This window comes from Pseudoalteromonas sp. TAP-3C, from assembly GCF_059888565.1.
This window is the reverse complement of sequence record NZ_JCBFEM010000002.1, coordinates 554,441-569,293: the sequence shown is the minus strand read 5'-3', so window position 1 is coordinate 569,293 and position 14,853 is coordinate 554,441. Positions and strand designations below refer to the sequence as shown.

At 40.9% G+C, this 14,853-nt stretch carries 13 protein-coding genes; 4 read left to right on the top strand and 9 right to left on the bottom strand.

The genetic code is table 11. The features are described from left to right. Positions 1–7 precede the first annotated feature (7 nt). Both ppnN and AC6H44_RS18390 read right to left on the bottom strand, forming a co-directional pair. The gene (gene ppnN / locus AC6H44_RS18395) at positions 8–1,351 is read right to left on the bottom strand and encodes a nucleotide 5'-monophosphate nucleosidase PpnN (RefSeq protein ID WP_500738694.1); all 1,344 of its coding nucleotides are present in this window, start codon (positions 1,349–1,351) and stop codon (positions 8–10) included. A 76-nt stretch (positions 1,352–1,427) separates the two neighbouring features. Beyond that, positions 1,428–2,957: a GGDEF domain-containing protein gene (locus tag AC6H44_RS18390; protein WP_500738693.1), complete on the bottom strand. Its 1,530-nt coding sequence runs from the start codon at positions 2,955–2,957 to the stop codon at positions 1,428–1,430. A gap of 196 nt (positions 2,958–3,153) precedes the next feature. Here AC6H44_RS18390 and AC6H44_RS18385 point away from each other — a divergent pair, with 196 nt between their 5' ends. Both AC6H44_RS18385 and AC6H44_RS18380 read left to right on the top strand, forming a co-directional pair. After that, positions 3,154–4,944 carry a M61 family metallopeptidase gene (locus AC6H44_RS18385; RefSeq protein ID WP_500738692.1) on the top strand — a complete coding sequence of 597 codons (1,791 nt, stop codon included), beginning with the start codon at positions 3,154–3,156 and terminating at the stop codon, positions 4,942–4,944. A gap of 144 nt (positions 4,945–5,088) precedes the next feature. Beyond that, on the top strand, positions 5,089–7,260 hold the full coding sequence (locus AC6H44_RS18380) for a S46 family peptidase (RefSeq protein ID WP_500738690.1): 2,172 nt from the start codon (positions 5,089–5,091) through the stop codon (positions 7,258–7,260). Positions 7,261–7,485: 225 nt separating this feature from the next. Here the strand turns inward: AC6H44_RS18380 and AC6H44_RS18375 are convergent, their stop codons facing one another. The 3 genes from AC6H44_RS18375 to AC6H44_RS18365 form a co-directional block, all read right to left on the bottom strand. Further along, positions 7,486–8,679: an IS4 family transposase gene (locus AC6H44_RS18375; protein WP_500737382.1), complete on the bottom strand. Its 1,194-nt coding sequence runs from the start codon at positions 8,677–8,679 to the stop codon at positions 7,486–7,488. Between the two features lie 497 nt (positions 8,680–9,176). Further along, positions 9,177–9,308 carry a hypothetical protein gene (locus tag AC6H44_RS18370; protein WP_500738689.1) on the bottom strand — a complete coding sequence of 44 codons (132 nt, stop codon included), beginning with the start codon at positions 9,306–9,308 and terminating at the stop codon, positions 9,177–9,179. A 255-nt stretch (positions 9,309–9,563) separates the two neighbouring features. After that, positions 9,564–9,845, bottom strand: a complete 282-nt coding sequence (locus tag AC6H44_RS18365; RefSeq protein WP_500738688.1) for a hypothetical protein — start codon at positions 9,843–9,845, stop codon at positions 9,564–9,566. Positions 9,846–10,341: 496 nt separating this feature from the next. Here AC6H44_RS18365 and AC6H44_RS18360 point away from each other — a divergent pair, with 496 nt between their 5' ends. Both AC6H44_RS18360 and AC6H44_RS18355 read left to right on the top strand, forming a co-directional pair. After that, on the top strand, positions 10,342–11,613 hold the full coding sequence (locus AC6H44_RS18360; protein WP_500738686.1) for an O-acetylhomoserine aminocarboxypropyltransferase/cysteine synthase family protein: 1,272 nt from the start codon (positions 10,342–10,344) through the stop codon (positions 11,611–11,613). 149 nt (positions 11,614–11,762) lie between these two features. After that, positions 11,763–12,422 carry an NADPH-dependent FMN reductase gene (locus AC6H44_RS18355; RefSeq protein ID WP_500738685.1) on the top strand — a complete coding sequence of 220 codons (660 nt, stop codon included), beginning with the start codon at positions 11,763–11,765 and terminating at the stop codon, positions 12,420–12,422. An 11-nt stretch (positions 12,423–12,433) separates the two neighbouring features. Here the strand turns inward: AC6H44_RS18355 and AC6H44_RS18350 are convergent, their stop codons facing one another. From AC6H44_RS18350 to hisF, 4 genes are all read right to left on the bottom strand, one after another. Further along, the gene (locus AC6H44_RS18350) at positions 12,434–12,562 is read right to left on the bottom strand and encodes a DUF1289 domain-containing protein (protein ID WP_500739142.1); all 129 of its coding nucleotides are present in this window, start codon (positions 12,560–12,562) and stop codon (positions 12,434–12,436) included. Between the two features lie 100 nt (positions 12,563–12,662). After that, on the bottom strand, positions 12,663–13,178 hold the full coding sequence (locus AC6H44_RS18345) for a hypothetical protein (RefSeq protein WP_500738683.1): 516 nt from the start codon (positions 13,176–13,178) through the stop codon (positions 12,663–12,665). Between the two features lie 142 nt (positions 13,179–13,320). Further along, entirely contained in the window at positions 13,321–13,935 is a 615-nt protein-coding gene (gene hisIE / locus AC6H44_RS18340) for a bifunctional phosphoribosyl-AMP cyclohydrolase/phosphoribosyl-ATP diphosphatase HisIE (protein WP_500738682.1), read from the bottom strand. After that, entirely contained in the window at positions 13,926–14,705 is a 780-nt protein-coding gene (hisF, locus tag AC6H44_RS18335) for an imidazole glycerol phosphate synthase subunit HisF (RefSeq protein WP_500738681.1), read from the bottom strand. The genes hisIE and hisF overlap by 10 nt, the downstream gene beginning before the upstream one ends. Positions 14,706–14,853: the final 148 nt, after the last annotated feature.

Here is a 14,853-nt window from a genome sequence, read left to right as displayed (position 1 = left end):
TATAAACTCACGCTTTTATTGTATAACAAGGAATATACTTACTACCAGGAAGCTTCATTCTACCTTGTTCTACAAACGCTTGTAAAAGTGTGTCCATGGCTTTCATTAGATCAGGTTCGCCACTAAGTACATAAGGACCGTGTTTTTTAATGGCACTTAAACCTTCCTCTTTTACATTTCCCGCCACTATTCCCGAAAACGCACGGCGTAAATTAGCTGCCAGCTGTTGTTTGGGTTGATCAAGATGTAAATCCAGCGATGCCATGGCGTCATGAGAGGGATAAAAAGGCTGTTGAAAATCATTTTCTATTTTTAATGTCCAATTAAAATAATACGCATCGCCTTGGCTTTTGCGGTAATCACGAACACCATTCATGGCCGATTTAAGCTTTTGACTCACTAATTGTGGGTTATCAATAATGACTTCAAATTTATTCAGCGCTACATCCCCCAAGGTCATCTGAATAAATTGACATAACTCTTCAAAGTAGGCTTTGCTTTGTTTAGGGCCAGTAAGAATAACAGGTAAGCATTGTTTTTCGTTGTCAGGGTGTAACAAAATACCCAATAAATACAGTAATTCTTCTGCTGTGCCTGCCCCTCCGGGGAAAATAATAATCGCATGCGCAGTGCGAACAAACGCCTCTAAACGCTTTTCGATGTCGGGTAAAATAACCAGTTCATTTACAATCGGGTTAGGGGGTTCAGCAGCGATAATACTGGGCTCAGTGAGGCCTAGGTAACGATTGTTTTTAATACGCTGCTTGGCATGGCCGATAGTAGCGCCTTTCATCGGGCCTTTCATTGCACCAGGGCCACAACCGGTGCAAATGTTCAGTCCACGTAAGCCAAGCTCATAACCGACTTGTTTGGTGTATTTATACTCTCCCTCATTAATAGAATGGCCACCCCAGCATACAATCATGTTAGGTTCACTATTTACTTTAAGCGCTTCTGCATTTCTAAGCATGTCAAAAACCATGTGGGTAATCGCTTTGGTTTCTTGAAGGTTTTTTTCATACTTTTGGCAAATAAACAAAATATCGCGAATGACCGAGAATATATGCTCGTGTATGCCCGTTACAATATGGCCATCAACAAAGGCTGTTTGTGGAGGGTTTTCTAACTCAATTTTTATACCGCGTTCACGGCTTACCAAGCGAATATCAAAATCTTTATATTTATCATATATATCACTACTTACATCAGTATGACTGCCGACGTTCAGCACCGCTAACACGCAATTTCTAAATAGTCTATAACGTTCACTTGTTGATGATTGCTCAAGTAGGTCTACTTCTAGCTGCGATAATAAATCTAATACGCCAGTTGGATTTAACTGTATTAGCATGGACATTCTCCTTGATACTTCTGGGGTAAATTTACTACGTTTTTATGCTCTATACTCAAAGGTAAAATGCATAACACTATTTACTAATACACAGACGGTCCCGGCCTGAGTTTTTAGCATCGTATAGAGCTTCATCGGCTCTATCAAACGCTTTTATGGGTGTATCGCCCTGTTTAAATTGGGTGGCACCTAGTGACACTGTGATTTCAATTTGTTTGTCTTTAAATTTAAATGGGATCTTTTTAATCGACTGCCTTACTCTATTGAGGTGATCGTTTGCATTATCAAGGGAAGTGCGCGGCATTAACAGCACAAATTCTTCGCCACCATAGCGGGCAATAAAATCTGTTTGCCTTACGGCCTTTTGCAACGCTTTGGCAATCACTTGCAACGTTATGTCACCTGCGGTGTGGCCAAACCGATCGTTAATCGATTTAAAATGGTCAACGTCAATAACGGCTAAAGTAATGTCTGAGGGTTGCGCGTTAAATAAATTAATTTCGTAATTGTAACGCTCATCAAAGGCAGCGCGGTTTGGGAGTTTTGTAAGGCTATCGAGTAAGCTTTTAGCGCGCTGCTCATTTAAACGTTTTTTATAGTCACATACTTTAGTTTCTAAATTGTTAATTCTCTCGTTTATTTGCGCAAAATTGGCAATTAACATTTTGCGGTCTTTTTGTTCAAGCTTTTCTTTTTCGAGTATATCTTCACTTAATGAGCGCAGCTCATTTTCAACCAGCTGTTTTAACACTGTAATCGATGTGGCATTTTTGGTTTGGGTGTTGAGGTTTGTCAGTTTGGCACTAATTCGCTGATTAATTGACTCAAACTCAATATTCATCGACTCAGAATGTTCACTGGTTGAGACCAACGAGCGATGTAGCTCTTCAAGTGTTTGGTTTAAAGAGGCTAAAAAGCTCTGCGCCGACTCACGCTCAACGTGAATGCTTTGAACAATCAATGTAATAACGTCTATTGCAGCGTCAAGCAGCTGATCAACCGCTTTATTTTTAGCAATCCGTTTTTTTATTAAACACAGGGCTTCGTTTGCTTTTTCTTCAAGTACTAACTCACTGACTAGACTAAACAGCTTTTCAGTCAGGGGATTTAGATTGATAGGTTCAAAGGTATGCGTGCTTTTAGCAATTAAAGCGTGGTGATAAAAGGTGATTAGTTGGTTTAATACAGGAATATACCCATGCACTGATTGTATATTTTCTAGTTCGTTATCAAGCAAGTGGCGCAACGTTCTGCGGGTCTCATCCGGCAGGCCTTTAGTTTGTTGTAGTTGTTTACCGGCACTTTGTACGCTGGTTAAAAGGTCGCGTTGTTGACTGAGCTGAATCGCTTCTTGGTTTTTTAGCAAAGCTAAAATGTCATCGACCAAAGGAGAGAAGTATTCAAAGCCCATTCCTTTATTTAACGCGCTTCGAAATTTTGCCAAGCGGTTATCAAGCTCAATATCGAGCCCTTTGCAGCTTAAGGATAATTTAGCGGCAAAGTTTGAAAGGGTATCCACCTGGTGTTTACGCGCACTTTCAATTACTTTTCTGCTATCGATAGCTTGTTTTAGTTTGTGTTCCACCGTATTGGAGCTTTTAGACACCTACACACCATTATCATTTATTTCTTTATAGTTTTAGTTTACAACAAAAACGTATTAATAGTAGGTATGAGATCAAAAACTTAAAAATTTTGATATAGAGTTACATAATATTCAAATGACTTTATCGTTTTTAATTCACTTTTAAATAGCGGCTTGTTAACCTTGATAAAATAATTTGTCACATAAATGAGCCCTCATGAAAAAGCTACTTGCCTTATCCACTTTAGCCGCCTGCTGCGCGCCTGCGTTTGCAGATGTTAATTACGCTTTAAATATTTCTCAGCCAGCGCATCATTTAGGGGATGTAAATGTAGAATTTCCCAAAACGGCGCAGTCTTATTTAGATGTAAAGCTTCCTGCATGGCGCACAGGCCGTTACGAAATTTTAAATCTTGCCAATGGTGTACGTTACTTTAAAGCCAGCGATGGGCAAGGTAACGCATTAAAGTGGGAAAAAATAAACCACAGCACTTGGCGCGTGCATTTAAACCAGCCAACCCAAGTAAACGTAGGTTATCAGATATACGCCAATGAGCTTGGTAAACGTGCTCGCCACATAGATGACAGCCATGCCTTTGTTGATGCATCTGGCTTTTTTATGTTTAGCGAATCATTTCGCCAAGAGCCTGTTACGGTAGAGTTAAATGTACCTAAAGCATGGCGCTCTGTATCGGGCATGGAAAACTATAAAAATAAACACAGTTTTAAAGCCAGTGACTACGATGTATTAGTAGACTCGCCAATCGAAACCGGTATTAACGAGCTGCGAACCTTTCAAGTTGATGGTCGTGAGTACGAACTGGTGGTATGGGGTGAGGGCAATTACGACATTGAACTGATGCTAACCGATTTGAAAAAGCTAGTAGCCACCGGAAATGTCATTTGGGACAGCTACCCGTATGAACGCTATGTATTTATGGTACACGCTACATCGGGTGCTGGCGGGGCAACTGAGCATTTAAACTCAACAATTATTCAACGGCCCCGCGATCGTTTTGCTAAACGTGAAGATTATTTAGGTTTTATCAGTACCGCGGCCCACGAATTTATTCATACCTGGAATGTAAAAGCGTATCGTCCTAAAGGGCTTGCGCCCTACGATTACACCAATATTAATTATTCAAAATTGCTATGGATTGCTGAAGGCTCTACTAGCTACTTTGAAGATCATTTATTAGTGCGCGCGGGTATTCAAACCACTGATGAATTTTTTAACGTATTAAGCAAAACCATTAACCGCCACCTCACAACCCCAGGGCGCGAAGTACAAAGTGCCAGCGAAACCAGTTTTGATAAGTGGATTAACCAAGGTGGCGATCATGCACGTAATTATGGCACTAATATCTACCTTGAGGGTTCGTTATTGTCGATGGCGTTAGATATCGATCTGCTTGAAAAAAGCCAAGGTGAAATCAGCTATAAAAATGTACACAACGCACTTTATAAGCAGCATAAATTACCCGCAGGGTTTACCAAGCAAGACGTTCTGGCTATTTTAAAACAACTAACTGGGCGTGATTACAGCGCGTGGTGGCAGGCAAATGTTAGCTCACCAGCTAACCTTGATTTTGATGCACTACTGGCAAAAGTAGGTTTAAGCTTTGAATTGCCTGAAAAAGCCAAGGCCACACCAAGCTTAGATGCGTTTACTAAAAATACTGGCGAGTTACTGACGCTTACCCATGTACGCCGCGATGGTGCAGCATGGCAAGGTGGCTTAACTACCGACGACAAGCTCGTCGCTATTAATAAAAAGCATGTCGGAAAAGACTTAACAGCCAGCCTAGAAACTTTTAAAGCAGGCGATAAAGTCACCGTTGACTTTATTCGTCGCGATAAATTAATGTCGAGTGAGTTGGTGTTGTCGAAAGATTTCGATAAACCTAAAAAAGTGGTTGCGAATAAAAATGCCACCTCAGAGCAAAAAGCGCTGTTTAAAGCGTGGATGGGAGTAGGGCATCCAAACGATGTAGAAAAAGACAAATAAAACAGTTTGTTGTTACTATAAAAAGGAGCTTAGGCTCCTTTTTTGTTTATTGGGCGCTATATTGTAACAATTTATCTCAGCGCAGTTGACCTGACTCATACTTAATGAGTAATCTGCAGGTTCAATAATAAAAGGGATTCTATAATGCGTTTAAAACCTCTTGTTGCCACGTTGGTAGCAACCTGTTCACTGGCACTTTCTAATTTCGCGACTGCCGATGAGGGTATGTGGCAACCTCATCAACTTCCTGAGCTGGAATCAATTTTAAAAGCCAAAGGGCTGGAAATTAGCGTTGATTCAATTTCTAAACTTACCGAATTTCCAATGAATGCGGTTATAAGCTTAGGTGGCTGTACAGCCTCATTTGTATCGCCAAAAGGCTTAGTTGTTACTAACCATCACTGTATTTATGGTTCGGTGCAATACAACTCAACGCCTGAAAACAACATACTTAAAAACGGCTTTTTAGCAAACACACCGGCTGAAGATTTACCGGCAGCGCCGGGCTCTCGTGTGTACGTAACCGAAACCGTGACTAACGTAACCGACAAAGTAATTAAAGGCACTGAAAAACTGAGCGCAAAAGCACGTTATGACGCGCTAGAAAACAACGAAAAAGCACTCGTTGCAGAGTGTGAAGCCGATGAAAGTTACCGGTGTAATGTGTATTCGTTTCATGGTGGGCTAGAGTTTTACCTTATTAAATCGCTGGAAATAAAAGACGTACGTTTAGCGTATGCACCTGCCATGGGCGTAGGTAAATACGGTGGCGATATTGATAACTGGATGTGGCCGCGTCACACTGGCGATTTTGGTTTTTACCGCGCTTATGTAGGTAAAGATGGCAAGCCAGCAGAATACAGCGAAGACAACGTGCCGTTTGAGCCTGAATCTTACTTAAGTGTCAGTGCTAAAGGTGTGCAAGAGGGCGATTTTGTAATGGTAACCGGCTACCCAGGGCGAACCAACCGCTACCGTATTGCGGCAGAGGTCGATTATGTATTTAATACCAGCTACCCTAAAGCGCGACTGCACAATACTAAATACGTGTCACTGATTGAAGAAAACTCAGAAGATGGTAGCAAAGCGCGCATCGCTTATGAAAGCACCATAGCAGGTTATAACAACTACATTAAAAATTATGGCTCAATGATCGAAAGCTTTAAAAAAGGCACTATGTTTGAGCGTAAAAAGCAGTTTGAACAAGAACTTACAAACTGGATCAACAGCGATAGCGAGCGTAAACAGCGCTATGGTAACGTGCTTAATGAACTATCGGCACTTGTTGCACAATCGCAACAGCATAATGAGCGCGACCGCATGGTAGGCTACGTTCACCGTTCACAAATGATCAGCACGGCACGTCGCTTATACCGCTTAGCCTATGAAAAGCAAAAGCCAAACAGTGAGCGTGAATCGGGTTATCAAGAGCGTGATTTACCGAATATTAAATCAGGTCTTGAGCGCATGACTCGTCGTTTTGACGCAAACGTAGATAAAGCAATCTTATTGCACTTTTTAGAGCAATATGCAGCGTTACCTAAGGCTGAGCGTTTTAGCGAAATTGATAAAGCCTTTGCTTTAGAAAATGGGTTTGATAAAGCAAAACAAAGCGCATTGCTAGATGAAATGTATGCTAAATCAACGCTAGATAACGAAATTGTACGTAATTCATTATTTGAGCAAACGCTAAGCCAGCTTAACCAAAGCCAAGACCCATTCATGCAATATGCTAAAGCTATATTCACGGTGATGAAAGCTGAGGAAGATAAGTCAAAAGCGCTTGCAGGTAAGTTACAAGCCGCTCGCCCAGAGTTAATGAGTGCAATTATTGCCTTTAATAAAGCACAAAACAAACCGGTTTACGCCGATGCCAACAGCACATTACGTGTAACCTATGGAACGGTAGGCGGTTATTCACCACAAGACGGTTTAGTGGCAACACCGTTCACAACACTTGAAGGGCTACTGGCAAAAAACACCGATGTTGACCCATTTAATGCGCCTGAAAAACTGCAACAGCAAATTAAGGCTAAAATATTTGGCGACTACACCGGTGGCATGAATACCGTACCAGTTAACTTCTTATCAAATGTAGATACCACCGGCGGTAACTCAGGCTCACCAACACTTAATGGCAAGGCTGAGCTGGTAGGTTTACTGTTTGACGGTGTGTACGAAAGCATCATTGGTGACTGGGATTACAACCCAGCGCTAAATCGCTCAATCCATGTTGATTCACGCTACATGCTGTGGGTAATGGATAAAGTAGACAATGCACAAAACTTATTAGACGAAATGAAAATCGTAAAATAAGCAGCAGTTAAAATAACAAACAGGCGCTTACCTTAACTGGAAGCGCCTTTTTTGTTTTCAGTAGGTTGGGTTGAGTGTAGCGAAACCTAACGAAAAAAGGCAGTATCAGTTAACATTGGCGTTTTTATTATTCATTGACTGCAAAGTGCCTTGAGCGGTTATTAAAAAAGAAAGTGGCAAAAGGCAAGGCGCGACCCTGAGGGATCCCCACATTTTTTATCCAAGCTACAAGCACTCACGGCAATCCTTATTTAATTGATTGAGTGCTTCTAAAAACGTTTTCAATTTTATTTTATAGCCAAATTTTTCGAAGTATTGCGTTCCTAAACTAAAACAAGACAGCACGTTTCTATCCTTTATCGTATTCGCCTGAAAGCTTCTATGCACATTCAATATTTTTGCCGTTAAACCTGCTAGCCAAAGGATAAAATTAGCAATTAATGCAATCAATAATGCGACATTCAAGCGGCCTTTTTCATAGCTACGACAATGACGTAAGTTCAAGCCATTACTTGTGTTTTTTAAGTCTCTAAAGGACTCTTCTATTTGCATTCGTTGACTGTAAATTTTAACAATATCTTGTGCTGAATAATTAATATTGCACAATGAGGTAAATAATAACCATGGCTCCGTCGCACCTTTAGCATGTTTCAAGCTTACGCTGCTGCGAATAGTTTTTCCTCGAAGATTTTTCTTCTTTCTTTGTTTAGGTTTTGATTTAAATAAGTAAAAGTGACCACTCAATGAATTGGCTTTAGCGAGTTGTGTTTCAAATAAATAAGCGGGTCTTGCAGTTGCTTTTGAGTAAAGTGTTTTGACTGGTGACCAACATGTATCATCTTCTGGCTTTTGATATTGTGTTTGATGCCTCACTCTGCCTACAAAATCCCAACCAAATTTAAGCACTAACTTAAACCAAGGATTGCGAAATCCTGCATCGGTAACGATGATCGGCTTGCACTCAGAAGGCAATATTGATTTAAGTGTTTTGAGGAAATCCTTATGCACGCTTTGCTTCATGTATTCACATTCACGAAAACTTTGCTCATAGATTGTCATTGCTCGACCTTTAACTGGGACTGCTGCCCGTAATAAATGAAACTCGCCACAGGGTGTTAACCCAGACCAATCAATCGTCACGCATGGACGTCTAATTTGACCAATTACGCGGCGAGTGATTTCTTGGTAATAGTGGTTGCGGGAGTGCTGGACGCGAGGGTTGCCAAATAACCTATCCATTCGTTTAATAGTGTGTTTAACCTTCGCGTTGCTCTTTAGTTTTCGCCCTAAAGCAGCAATGGATAAGAACTTATGTTGGCAGAGTGTTTCTACCGCTTTCATTAATGTGCAGTGGTTACGCTTATCAATAATACCCGCTGTATTAGAAAATGTTTTATGTAATAATTTACTCAAGTGCATAGTCGATTTACTTTGTAATTTCTTTGGTTGGAAAAAACATATAAGATCAAAATTGGCTGTGCACTTCAACTATTTTTTACATTATCTTATTGATTTATATTATCAAATTGTGGGGATTCGTCAGGGCGCGACCCCATTTTTCGCGCGACCCCATTTTTCGTATTTCATATCGCGCCAGAGTTAAGCCTAAATAAGTATTTACCACCGAGGACACAGAGTTCACAGAGAAATGCTTAAAAGATATCAATCCACCTCTGTGTAGCGCAAAGCGCCTCGGAATTCTCTGTGGTGCAAAAATTGTTTTTAGCAGTAAATGTCTTTCGTAGCAGCGATTTTATATCGCGTATTTATAGGCATTTGCATTTTACTCGTGCCTCGTAGCCCAAAGCCTCCCATTCACTTCTCTTTGTTAAATATGGCCTTTAAGTGATTTATACACATAGAGGGCGAAGAGGCATTGCGCTTTTGGGGGAGATATAAGTCAAAGTTGTTTTTAGTTAGTCACTACCATACAGTGCCACGTTATCTTTACTGAGTATGTAAGGTGACACTTTATAGTAAACAAAGAACCAGCCTGATACGGCTAATATTACGCCTAAACCGTATTCATTAAGAATCGGAATATACATTATCAATGTAACCACGACTGCCAAATACAACAACAATGTAGCCCATAATAATTTTGAGCTGATAAGTTTCAATCTCGTCTTGCAACTGACACATTTAAAGTAAAATGGGAGTGCAGATAGAGAAAGGTTGAAAACATTTATTTTATGTTCACAGCGAGGACATAGACTCATAAACTTCCTTGTACTTTGAGCGCCTTGTTATGTGAGAATCTGACATTTACAGGCATACTTAAAAAACAGAGATCAACAGCCTAACTAGCAGGCACCGAAATGATAATAGTAAAGTTGTTTTTGCTGAGTAAGTTCTCGTTCTAACTTCTCTCCACAATATGGACAGCATTGAATCTGGACTGAAGTCTGCCAAATTAAGTCACCTACATTTTCCAATAAATGGTTATTTTCTAAGTCATCTTCATTTGCTTTATGAGAAATCAGCATTTGCCAGATAGGCTGATCATCTTCTCTCACTTCGTCGCTACAAAAAATTGAGACCACATTTTCGGGTAAGTAACCACATTCATGAGTTAGAAATTCCATAATTCTCCTAAGCTTTCTGACTAGCACATAACATTTTTGTATTTATGCGACACGCTGTTTGTGTTGTAGTGTCGCTTGTTGGGCTGAGGCGTTACCTGCTCGGTGTGTCAGAGTTGGCGTTATTTATGTTATGGACTTTCATATAAAAGAAAGGCTTTTATGACCTAAGCTAAATCAGCTTACCTGTTATAATTTAGCTTTCCCTGCGTTGCTCAGCATTTATTATCTATCCATTACACCTAAATTTTGCTTGATAAGCAATTATATTTTTTGCATAGAGTTTCTAATAGCATGAGAAGCTGAGCTGGTTAACTAGATGATTTGATGCGGCAAGCTAGACCGCTAGCTTTTGCGTTACTTTAATTAGCTAACAACTTTGTGCTGTTTACCGTTTTTAACCTAAATCTATTTCCTTCAACATTCTTTAGTATATTTCATGTGCACTTTGTAACCATTAAATGCTACGTTAGAGGTAACTATATTGAAGGAAATAATTATGAAACTTGAGTCTTTAGCGCTGCATCACGGTTATGAGTCTGAACCTACAACTAAATCGGCGGCGGTGCCGATTTATAACACTTCATCGTATACGTTTGATAATACCCAGCACGGTGCTGATTTATTTGATTTAAAAGTGCTGGGTAATATTTATACCCGCATAATGAACCCGACCAATGCGGTGCTTGAGCAGCGTATTGCGGCGATGGAAGGCGGTATTGGTGCGTTGGCGGTGGCCTCGGGGATGGCGGCGATTACTTACGCAATTCAATGTTTATGTGAAGTGGGCACTAATATTGTCAGTACCAGCCAAGTATATGGCGGCACCTATAACTTATTTGCCCACAGCTTGCCGCGCCAAGGTATTGAAGCGCGAATGATTAAAGCGGATGACTTTGACGGCTTTGCAAACGCCATTGATGAAAACACCCGTGCGGTATTTTGTGAATCGATTGGTAACCCTGCTGGGAATATTGTCGATATTGCTCGCCTTGCGAAAATTGCCCACAGTAAAGGGGTGCCGCTGATTGTAGATAACACCGTGGCTACGCCGTATTTATGCCGCCCATTTGAACTCGGTGCTGATATTGTGGTGCATTCGCTGACTAAATACATTAACGGCCATGGTACCGCGATTGGAGGCATGATTGTTGATTCAGGCAAGTTTGATTGGAAAGCTAACGCCACGCGTTTTGCGATGATGAACGAGCCGGATCCGTCGTATCATAATGTGGTGTATACCGATGCGTTTGCTGAAGCGGCGTTTATTGGTCGTTGCCGTGTTGTACCACTGAGAAATACCGGTGCGGCACTTGCGCCTAAAAATGCCTCTGATATTTTAATTGGCCTTGAAACGTTAGGGTTAAGAATGGATCGCCACTGCGAAAACGCGCAAAAAATTGCTGAATATTTAGAGAATCATCCTAAGGTGCTGTGGGTTAATTACGCGGGATTAAAATCAAGCCCGTATAACGAAATGAGCCAAAAAATTACTAGTGGTAAGGCGTCAGGTATTTTAAGTTTTGGTATTGCCGGTGGCCTTGAAGCTGGTACGCGGTTTATTGATGCCCTGAATATGATTTTACGTTTGGTGAATATTGGCGATGCTAAATCGCTGGCGTGTCACCCAGCATCTACCACACATCGTCAATTAAACGATGAAGAACTGGCAAATGCGGGTGTAAGCCGCGATTTAATTCGTTTATCGGTGGGGATTGAAAACATCGACGATATTATTGCCGATATAAGCCAAGCGCTCGATAAAGCTTAGTAACGTTAGCTAGTGGGTTAAAGCGTGATCCATATTAATGTTTAACTATGCATTTTATGTTTTACTTGTTAGGTAGGTTTTATTTATGACCTACCGAAAATTTACGTTTATAGTCGTATATTGATTTAAATAAAATGGAGTGCCAGTACATGAAACTACTCATCTTTTTAGGTTCAGTCAGAAAAAGTACCCCACCAAAGCCTGCCCGTTTAGGTGAGCGTGTTGCTAAAGCATGCCTAAACTGTTTGCTTGAGCGCTACAGTGAGCATGACGTAGAGCTTATTGATCCACTTGATTACGATTTTGACCCAGTGTTTAAACCTCATTTTGCTTATGCCAAGGCCGAAGCGCCACAAATGCTTGATGCGCTCGCTGAGAAAATTAAAGCCAGCGATGGCTTTGTTATGGTCAGCCCTGAGTATAATCATTCTATGAGCCCCGCACTGGCGAATATTTTAAACCATTTTGGTAGTTCGTTATTTGCTTATAAACCCAGTGCGATTGTGACGTATTCAGCAGGGCAGTGGGGCGGTGTGCGTGCCGCTGTAGGTATGCGTAGTTTTTTAAGTGAACTGGGTTGTTTGCCGGTGTCTGCAATGATCCATGTGCCCAAAGCGCAGGATGTATTCATTGAAAATGGTAAAGTAAGCAATGAGGCAGAGCAGGCCTCGTGGCACGATTATTTTTCGCGCACGTTTAATCAGTTACTGTGGTGGGCAGAGGGGGCAAGCAAGCAACGCGAGCAGCTTGATCCTAAAAAACTAATTAAAGATTTTAAACGCGACCCGTCGCAACGTAATGCGCCTTAACGGTTAACAGATTAGGGCGAGTCTTTTTTGACGTCCTCGCGTGGGGAGGTCAAAATAGCCTGTTTTTGTTCGTCTGAGAGAATAACCCAGTCGAATATCTCCTCACTTGTGCGCCCGCACCCGCTGCAGTAGCCATTCATTCTATAACATTCACCAATACAGTCTGTTTTTAAATGAGTGGATTGTTTATCGGGTTTTTGGCGCATATATTCTCACTATTAATGTTTATTGCACGACTGATTACTTCGTGGCAACGGACTTACCGACTTCTAAAGCAGTAGACCAGGTTTTAATTTTTGATAAGGTTTTACTGGTATAAACAGAAATAACCGGTGAGCTTTCATCAAGTACAAAGGTAGTACGCAGTGATGTTTCTGACTCTTTTTGTGTTTCTAGCCAGTTGTTAGTTTTAGTTAAACATTGGCGAGTAAGTTCAACCGCTTGTTGATGCATGGCAACCGCTTGTTGCTGGTCTTTGTAATTTTCTTGACAACGATAGGTCACAGTTTGTTTGTTAAAACTAGTCACTTGGCAGTTATTGCCAAATACGTTGTACTTTGCGCTCCACACATCTAAATATGAGTTTTTTACTTTAGTGTCTTTTAACGCATCAAAGCGATTATCGAATGCAGTTATTAAGCCATCCATTTTTTCACAGGGCGTTAAATTGTCTAACTTAGCTTTTTGTTCGTGAGTTAAACTGCTACAGCCAGATAAAATAAGGCCAGTGAGTATAAGCGATATATAAGTTTTCATAGTGCGCTATCCTTTTGTAATTGCTATTAAGAATACCTAAGGAAGAGAATAAATGCTATTGGCAAGGGCTAATTTAAAGCGAATTTATCGTTTTGTAACAGTAAAGTGCGCCGCATAATGGCGCGCACAGTAATGGCGGTGTTTATTTATGCCGCCCTTGTAGGCAAGTAACAACATCAGTGAGTGCTAACCCTTGACGCTGTAACAATACAACGAGGTGATACAACAAATCAGCCGACTCGTTGGTAAGTTCATTGTTGTCGTGTTTCATTGCTGCAAGCGCCACTTCTACCCCTTCTTCCCCTACTTTTTGACAACTTCGGCTTAAATCTTTTGCAAACAGTGACGCCGTGTAGCTTTTAGCGGGATCATCGTTTTTACGTGCAACAATAACATCTTCAAGTTGTGCTAAAAAGCTTAAGCTCGGTTTTGCATCATCACCAAAACAGCTTTGCGTGCCTAAATGACAGGTTGGGCCTTGTGGGTTTGCCAATACTAAAATTGAATCGTAATCGCAATCGGTGTGCACAGAAACCACGTTTAAGTAGTTTTCTGATGATTCACCTTTGGTCCATAAACGTGATTTAGAACGCGAATAAAAAGTCACTTTATTACTTTTAAGTGTAACAGCAAGCGCTTCGCTGTTCATAAACCCTTGCATTAAAATAACCCCAGAGCGGGCATCTTGAACAATGGCAGGGATCATCTCGCTTTTAGCGAAATCAACGTGAGTTTGGTTTTCTAGTGTTATTTGCATAGTCTGGCTGCCACTTGGTTATCGATTAAAAATTTTTTTAATTCGCTGATGTTAATCACATTTTTATGAAAAACACTCGCTGCGAGTGCACCATCTACTTTGCTTTGTTGAAATACATCAACAAAGTCTTGCATGCTGCCAGCACCGCCAGAGGCAATTAAAGGAATATCGCAAAGCTCGCGTATTTTACTCAGTTGCTCGTTGTCGTAACCGTTACGAACGCCATCTTGGTTCATACAGTTTAAAACAATTTCGCCAGCGCCTAAATCTTGCACGCGTTTAACCCATTCTTGAGTTTTATAACGAGTGCGGCTTGAAGCATTAGGATCGCCAGTAAGCTGATAAACCAGATATTCACCCGTTGTTTCATCGTAAAAACTATCAATGCCAACAACTACACACTGCTTACCAAACTCATCATGTAGCTCTTTAATAAGCTCAGGGCGAGCGATAGCTGGGCTATTAATGCTGATTTTATCCGCGCCGCGTTCAAGCACACGGGCAGCATCGGCTACCGATTTAATGCCACCGGCTACACAAAATGGAATATCAATATGGCGGGCTATATTTTCAACCCAATTAACATCAAGTAAGCGTTTTTCAACGCTTGCACTGATCTCGTAAAACACCAGCTCGTCGGCACCGGCTTCGCTGTATGCTTTGGCAAGGGTTAGTACATCGCCAACTACTTCATGGCCTTTAAATTTAACGCCTTTAACGACTTGGCCGTCTTTTACGTCTAAACAAGGAATTATGCGTTTTGATAACATGTGAATACCTCGTTTTTAAAATTCTGGATTGTAATATGATTACGTTTGTTATTGGTATAACTCATTAGAAGACACATAGACTGCACTTGATATGTTATATTTTTAATAAAAATGAATAGTTAATTTAATGAATGAATCTAAATGCATT

What these genes read in the sequence shown, in the direction of transcription:
- AC6H44_RS18385 (WP_500738692.1), top strand. Translation starts at nt 3,154, where the DNA reads ATGAAAAAGCTACTTGCCTTATCCACTTTAGCCGCCTGCTGCGCGCCT.
- AC6H44_RS18370 (WP_500738689.1), bottom strand. Translation starts at nt 9,308, where the DNA reads ATGTATATTCCGATTCTTAATGAATACGGTTTAGGCGTAATATTAGCC.
- AC6H44_RS18375 (WP_500737382.1), bottom strand. Translation starts at nt 8,679, where the DNA reads ATGCACTTGAGTAAATTATTACATAAAACATTTTCTAATACAGCGGGT.
- AC6H44_RS18350 (WP_500739142.1), bottom strand. Translation starts at nt 12,562, where the DNA reads ATGAATGGCTACTGCAGCGGGTGCGGGCGCACAAGTGAGGAGATATTC.
- AC6H44_RS18380 (WP_500738690.1), top strand. Translation starts at nt 5,089, where the DNA reads ATGCGTTTAAAACCTCTTGTTGCCACGTTGGTAGCAACCTGTTCACTG.
- AC6H44_RS18355 (WP_500738685.1), top strand. Translation starts at nt 11,763, where the DNA reads ATGAAACTACTCATCTTTTTAGGTTCAGTCAGAAAAAGTACCCCACCA.
- AC6H44_RS18365 (WP_500738688.1), bottom strand. Translation starts at nt 9,845, where the DNA reads ATGGAATTTCTAACTCATGAATGTGGTTACTTACCCGAAAATGTGGTC.
- hisF (WP_500738681.1), bottom strand. Translation starts at nt 14,705, where the DNA reads ATGTTATCAAAACGCATAATTCCTTGTTTAGACGTAAAAGACGGCCAA.
- AC6H44_RS18360 (WP_500738686.1), top strand. Translation starts at nt 10,342, where the DNA reads ATGAAACTTGAGTCTTTAGCGCTGCATCACGGTTATGAGTCTGAACCT.
- AC6H44_RS18345 (WP_500738683.1), bottom strand. Translation starts at nt 13,178, where the DNA reads ATGAAAACTTATATATCGCTTATACTCACTGGCCTTATTTTATCTGGC.
- ppnN (WP_500738694.1), bottom strand. Translation starts at nt 1,351, where the DNA reads ATGCTAATACAGTTAAATCCAACTGGCGTATTAGATTTATTATCGCAG.
- hisIE (WP_500738682.1), bottom strand. Translation starts at nt 13,935, where the DNA reads ATGCAAATAACACTAGAAAACCAAACTCACGTTGATTTCGCTAAAAGC.